Annotated in this window: 8 protein-coding genes; 6 read left to right on the top strand and 2 right to left on the bottom strand. The window is 63.8% G+C overall.

Annotated features, from left to right (window positions below; translation table 11 throughout):
- The 3 genes from EN749_RS29450 to EN749_RS29440 form a co-directional block, all read left to right on the top strand.
- A partial coding sequence (locus EN749_RS29450) for an aminotransferase class III-fold pyridoxal phosphate-dependent enzyme (RefSeq protein ID WP_128364475.1) occupies positions 1–475 on the top strand: 475 nt, incomplete at its 5' end.
- A gap of 17 nt (positions 476–492) precedes the next feature.
- Positions 493–1,404, top strand: coding sequence for an ornithine carbamoyltransferase (gene argF / locus EN749_RS29445; protein ID WP_127807931.1), 912 nt, complete (start codon positions 493–495; stop codon positions 1,402–1,404).
- Positions 1,405–1,531: 127 nt separating this feature from the next.
- Complete coding sequence (locus tag EN749_RS29440) at positions 1,532–2,563, top strand: Hsp33 family molecular chaperone (protein WP_128364474.1); 1,032 nt, start codon at positions 1,532–1,534, stop codon at positions 2,561–2,563.
- A gap of 192 nt (positions 2,564–2,755) precedes the next feature.
- Here the strand turns inward: EN749_RS29440 and apaG are convergent, their stop codons facing one another.
- Positions 2,756–3,148 carry a Co2+/Mg2+ efflux protein ApaG gene (apaG, locus tag EN749_RS29435; RefSeq protein WP_127319328.1) on the bottom strand — a complete coding sequence of 131 codons (393 nt, stop codon included), beginning with the start codon at positions 3,146–3,148 and terminating at the stop codon, positions 2,756–2,758.
- A gap of 233 nt (positions 3,149–3,381) precedes the next feature.
- Between apaG and EN749_RS29430 the strand changes: the two genes are divergently transcribed.
- From EN749_RS29430 to EN749_RS29420, 3 genes are all read left to right on the top strand, one after another.
- Positions 3,382–4,533, top strand: coding sequence for a ceramide glucosyltransferase (locus tag EN749_RS29430; protein ID WP_128364473.1), 1,152 nt, complete (start codon positions 3,382–3,384; stop codon positions 4,531–4,533).
- A gap of 106 nt (positions 4,534–4,639) precedes the next feature.
- Positions 4,640–4,909 (top strand): BrnT family toxin, encoded by a 270-nt coding sequence (locus EN749_RS29425; protein WP_127399269.1) that lies wholly within the window; start codon positions 4,640–4,642, stop codon positions 4,907–4,909.
- Complete coding sequence (locus EN749_RS29420; RefSeq protein WP_236383388.1) at positions 4,893–5,219, top strand: BrnA antitoxin family protein; 327 nt, start codon at positions 4,893–4,895, stop codon at positions 5,217–5,219. The genes EN749_RS29425 and EN749_RS29420 overlap by 17 nt, the downstream gene beginning before the upstream one ends.
- A 23-nt stretch (positions 5,220–5,242) precedes the next feature.
- On the opposite strand, the gene EN749_RS29415 is transcribed toward EN749_RS29420, so the two are convergent.
- Positions 5,243–5,630 (bottom strand): PLP-dependent transferase (locus EN749_RS29415; RefSeq protein ID WP_189367785.1); only part of this gene is annotated, 388 nt, incomplete at its 5' end.

Below are 5,630 nucleotides of genomic sequence, written 5' to 3'. Positions count from 1 at the left end.
CGCCAAGGGTATTGGCGGCGGCTTCCCGATGGGCGCCTGCCTTGCCACGGATGAAGCGGCCGTAGGCATGACTGCTGGCGTGCACGGCACCACTTTCGGCGGCAACCCGCTTGCCATGGCGGTCGGCAACGCCGTGCTCGATGTCGTGCTGGAAGACGGCTTCCTCGAAGATGTCCAGCGCAAGGCGCTGCTGATGAAGCAGGGACTGGCGTCGGTCGCCGACGAGTTTCCCGAAATCATCGAGGACATCAGGGGTGCCGGGCTGATGCTCGGCCTCAAATGCGCCATGCCCAACACCAAGGTGAACATGGCCTTGCGCGACCAGCACCTGCTGGCGGTTCCGGCCGGCGACAACGTCATTCGCCTGTTGCCGCCGCTCACCGTCACCGACGCCGAGATCCATGACGCGCTCAACCGCATCCGCGCCGGCGCCAAGGGCCTGGCGGAGGCGATCGCTTCCGCCGCGGCGAAGTAATCCCGGAACCATTGCAGATGTCAGTTCGCCATTTCACCGATCTTTCCACCGTTTCCGAAGGCGATCTGCGCTTGATGCTGGACGATGCGGTGGTGCGAAAGGCGCGCCTCAAGGCCGGCGAACGCACCAAACCGCTCGAAGGCAAGGTGCTGGCAATGATCTTCGACAAGCCGTCGACGCGCACGCGCGTCTCCTTCGACGTCGGCATGCGGCAGCTCGGCGGCGAGACCATCATGCTGACCGGCACCGAGATGCAGCTCGGCCGCTCCGAGACCATTGCCGACACCGCCAAGGTGCTGTCGCGCTATGTCGATGCGATCATGATCCGCACCACCTCGCATGAGCGCCTGCTGGAATTGACCGAGAACGCCACCGTGCCGGTGATCAATGGATTGACCGACGACACCCATCCCTGCCAGCTGATGGCCGATATCATGACCTTCGAGGAACATCGCGGTCCGGTCGCCGGCAAGACCATCGCCTGGACCGGCGACGGCAACAATGTGCTGCATTCCTTACTTGAGGCCTCGGCCCGGTTCCGCTTCAACCTCAACGTCGCCGTGCCCGAGGGCAGTGAGCCGGCGCAGAAGCATATCGACTGGTCGCAGGCGCATGGCGGCAAGCTGCACTTCACCCGCTCGCCCGAGGAAGCCGTCGATCAGGCCGACTGCATCGTCACCGATTGCTGGGTGTCGATGGGCCAGGAGCATCGCGCCCGCGGCCACAATGTGTTCTCGCCCTATCAGGTCAACGCCAAGCTGATGGCCAAGGCCAAGCCGGACGCGCTGTTCATGCATTGCCTGCCGGCGCATCGTGGCGAGGAAGTGACGGACGACGTCATCGACGGGCCGCATTCGGTGGTCTTCGACGAGGCCGAGAACCGGCTCCATGCCCAGAAGGCCGTGCTTGCCTGGTGTCTCGGCGCTTGAAGTGTCTCGGCGCTTGAAGTGTCTGGGCGCTTGATCCCCGGGAGCTTGATCTGCGAGGGTGTGATGCCTATTTGCGCCGCATCACGCAAATCAAGCGCGTTTCGACGCATGCGCCCCGGAGGGCGGCATGGCCGCGCCCTGGAGCTTTGTCATGTTGGAAACCTATCAAGTGACTGAACATCACCCCAAACTCGGCGAATTTGGCTATGCCGGCGACGATCATGTCGTGCCGTTCGAGGTCGGCCCGCTCGATGTGCGGGGCCGCACCGTCCAACTCGGGCCGATGCTCGACGCCATCCTCGGCCGCCACGATTATCCCGAGCCGGTCGCCCGCCTGCTGGCAGAGGCCTGTGTGCTGACCGTGCTGCTCGGCACCTCGCTGAAGTTCGAGGGCAAGTTTATCCTGCAGACCCGCACCGACGGGCCTGTCGACATGCTGGTCGCGGATTTTTCCACGCCCTCGGCGCTGCGCGCCTATGCGCGTTTTGACGCCGACCGGCTGGAAGCGCTTGTCGCGGCCGGCGAAACTTCCCAGCAGACGCTGCTCGGCAGCGGCGTGCTGGCGCTGACCATCGACCAGGGCGCTCACACGCAGCGCTACCAGGGCATCGTCCAACTCGACGGCGAGACGCTGGAAGATGCGGCACGCACCTATTTTCGCCAGTCGGAACAGATCCCGACCGATCTCAGGCTGTCGGTGGCCAAGCTTTTGACGCCCGGTCCTGGCGGTGCCCGCGAGCAGTGGCGCGCCGGTGGTATCCTGGCGCAGTTCCTGCCGCAGTCGCCCGAGCGCATGCGCGTCCCGGACCTGCCGGGTGGCGATGGCGATCCGCGCGAGGAGATCCACGACCCGGTCGACAATTCCTGGCAGGAGTTGCTGGCGCTGCTCGGCACGATCGAACCGACCGAACTGATCGAACCGACGATCGGTGCCGAGCGGCTGCTTTACAGGCTGTTCCACGAGCATGGCGTGCGCGTCTTCGGCGGCGTCCCGGTCGCCGACCAGTGCTCGTGCTCCAAGGACAAGATCCGCGGCATCCTCGAGGGTTTTTCCGCGCAGGAGATCAAGGACAGCACCGAGGATGGTGGCATCCACGTCGCCTGCGAATTCTGCTCGAAGCAATATGACTTCGACCCGGCGGAATTCGCGGCTCAGTAGCAGGGTTTTTCCTTCTCCCCGTTTACGGGGAGAAGGTGCCCGAAGGGCGGATGAGGGGGCAGCGCGAACTTTGGCGAATGGCCGCGTGTGTCCACTCAGACGTTGTCGTGCTTGGGAGATAATCTCACGAGTTCGGTGCCGCCCCTCATTGCCCTGCCGGGCATTTCTCCCCGTAGAACGGGGAGAAAGGCGCTAATTCACCGTCCGCCGCGTCCCCGGCAGGTCCAGCGAAAACGCCGGAATGGCGATGTCGAACGTCTCGCCCTGCTGGTTGCGCATCGTGTAGTGCCCGACCATGATGCCGGATGGTGTCGAGAGCGGGCAACCGGACGTGTATTGGTAGCTGTCGCCGGGATTGAGTTCGGGCTGGTCGCCGACGACGCCGGGGCCGCGCACTTCCTCGACGCGGCCAGTGCCGTCGGTGATATGCCAATAGCGCGACAGAAGCTGCACGAAGTCGTCCGACTGATTGTCGATCGTTATTTGATAGCCCCAGACATAGCGGTTCTCCGAGGGATCCGAACGGTCCTCCAGATAGAACGGCCTGACCTGCACTTCGATGTTGCGCGTGACGGCGCTATACATAAGCGGCTCCAAAAAACGGTTCCAGCGGAACTTTCGGCGCTCTGTGCGGTTAGGTCAACCGACCGAAGCCTCCTCTGGCCGACCTCGCGGGCAGGTGCCGACAAAGAATGTCATTTAAGTGACATATGACAATGATGGTGTGCGCGGACTGGTGATGCGCGACTCGGGCGCTCTGCTGAACTGTTGAAACCGGCCATCTTGTGGACCGGTTTTCCTGGAGTGACCGGATCTCGATGGAACTCACTCTCATAGCCGCCACGCTTTCAACTGTCCTCATCCTCTCGAATCTCGCCAGCATCGTGCTCGCCGCTTCGCGTCTGAAACGGCGCCACACCATTGGGCCGCCGGCCGCCAAGCCGCGGCCGGTGTCGATCGTCGTGCCGTCGCGCGGCGTCGAGCCGTTCACGCAGGAGACGCTGGAACGCGCCTTCTCGCTCGATTGGCCGCGCTACGAGTTGATTTTCTGCGTTGCCCATGCCGACGATCCGGTGGTCAAATTGATAAACAGGACGATCGTCCGGTTTCCGAAAGTGCCAGCCCGGCTGCTTATCGGCGACGACCGCATCAGCGCCAATCCGAAACTCAACAATTGCGTCAAGGGCTGGGAAGCGGCGCGGCACGACTGGGTCGTCCTGGCCGATTCCAACGTGCTGATGCCGAGAGACTACGTCCAGCACCTGATGGCTGCCTGGCGGTCCGGCACCGGCCTTGTCTGCTCGACGCCGATCGGCTCCCGGCCTGCCGGCTTCTGGGCCGAGGTCGAATGCGCTTTCCTCAACACGCTGCAGGCGCGCTGGCAATATGCCGGCGAGGCGCTCGGCCTTGGCTTTGCCCAGGGCAAGAGCATGCTCTGGAACAAGCCGATGCTCGACGCCAATGGCGGCATCCGCGCGCTGGCCGCCGAGATCGCCGAGGACGCCGCCGCGACCAAGCTGGTGAACAGCCTCGGCTTGCGCGTCAATCTCGTCGCCGCCCCCTTCGAGCAGCCGCTTGGCCGGCGCTCGTTTGACGAGATCTGGTCGCGTCAGGCCCGTTGGGCGCGCCTGCGCCGCGTCACTTTCCCGCTGTTCTTCGCACCCGAAATCCTGACCGGCGCCGTGGTGCCGCTGGTGCTTGCGCTGATTGCAGCGGCCAGTGCCGGCTTCAGCCTCTGGGCAACCGCCCTTGCCGTACTGGTGGCCTTCTACCTTCCGGAGTGCGCCCTGGCCTGGTCCAAGGGCTGGTACCTGTCGCCACGCATGGTCGCAGCGATCATGGCGCGCGACCTGATCCTGCCGGCGATGTGGGCGCGCGGCTGGCTCGGCGGCGCCGTCGACTGGCGCGGCAATGCGATGACCATCGGCACCAAGACGGCCGAGCTGGAAGAGACGCCGTCCGGCGCCTGAAGGCGTCAGCTAGGTTTGACCGCTGGAATAATTATCGTATATACGAAAATGTTGCGTTAGGCTCTATTTTTGTGTATACATAATTTATGGGAACGCACCGGCGGCGATGCAGTTCGAGTGGGATGAAAACAAGGCCAGGACGAACAGGGCCAAGCATGGCGTGGATTTTGCGATCGCACCATCCTTCGACTTTGCCAACGCCGCTATCAGGCTCGACGACAGCGAGGACTTTGGCGAGGACCGCCTCGTTGCCATCGGTCTGATCGGAACTGGCGTCCATGTGATGGTTTATGTCGAGCGACGATACGCCATCCGCGTTATTTCGCTGCGCAAGGCCACAAGGCAGGAAATTACGGACTATGTCGAAAACCTCTAAGACGATCGTACGCCGTGAGGCTGCTGCGCCCCAGCTGTCACGTGCTGACGCTTTGGCGTTGGCCAAAAAGGCGCTTGCCGCGATGACCGACGAAGAAGATGCCAAGATCACCGCTGCGGCCGAAGCCGATCCGGATGCGCAGCCAACCGATGCCGTTTCGCGCCGCAAGGTTGGCCGGCCGCCGCTTGCCCGGCCCAAACGTGCCGTACAGCTACGCCTCGACGCCGACGTTCTCGACCGCTTCAAGGCCGCTGGCGATGGCTGGCAGACCCGCATGAACGAAGTGCTGCGCAAGGCGGTCGGCCTGTAATCCTGTGACGACGCTCGCGCGCGCTACCTGGCCTTCAGCGCCTGCGCGATGTCCTCGAGCAGATCGTCGGTGTCCTCCAGCCCAACCGAAAGTCTGAGCGTGCCCGGCCCGATGCCGAGCTCGGCGCGCGCTTCGTCGCTCAAATTCTTGTGCGTCGTCGTCGCCGGATGGGTGATCAGGCTCTTGGCGTCACCGAGATTGTTGGAGATCAAGACGATGTCGAGCGCGTTCTGCAAGGCGAAGGCCGCCTGCTTGCCGCCCTTGACGTCGAGACAGATCAGTGTCGAGCCGCCCGACATCTGCTTCTTGACGATGTCGGCCTGCGGATGGTCGGCGCGGCCGGGATAGATGACGCGGGCGATTTCCGGCCGCTCGGCCAGGAAATCCGCGATCCGGCCGGCACTTTCCGTC

The organism is Mesorhizobium sp. M7A.F.Ca.ET.027.02.1.1 (assembly GCF_004022985.1).
Lineage (GTDB): Bacteria > Pseudomonadota > Alphaproteobacteria > Rhizobiales > Rhizobiaceae > Mesorhizobium.
The sequence above is the reverse complement of the archived record's forward strand: the minus strand, read 5'-3'. Positions and strand labels throughout refer to the sequence as shown.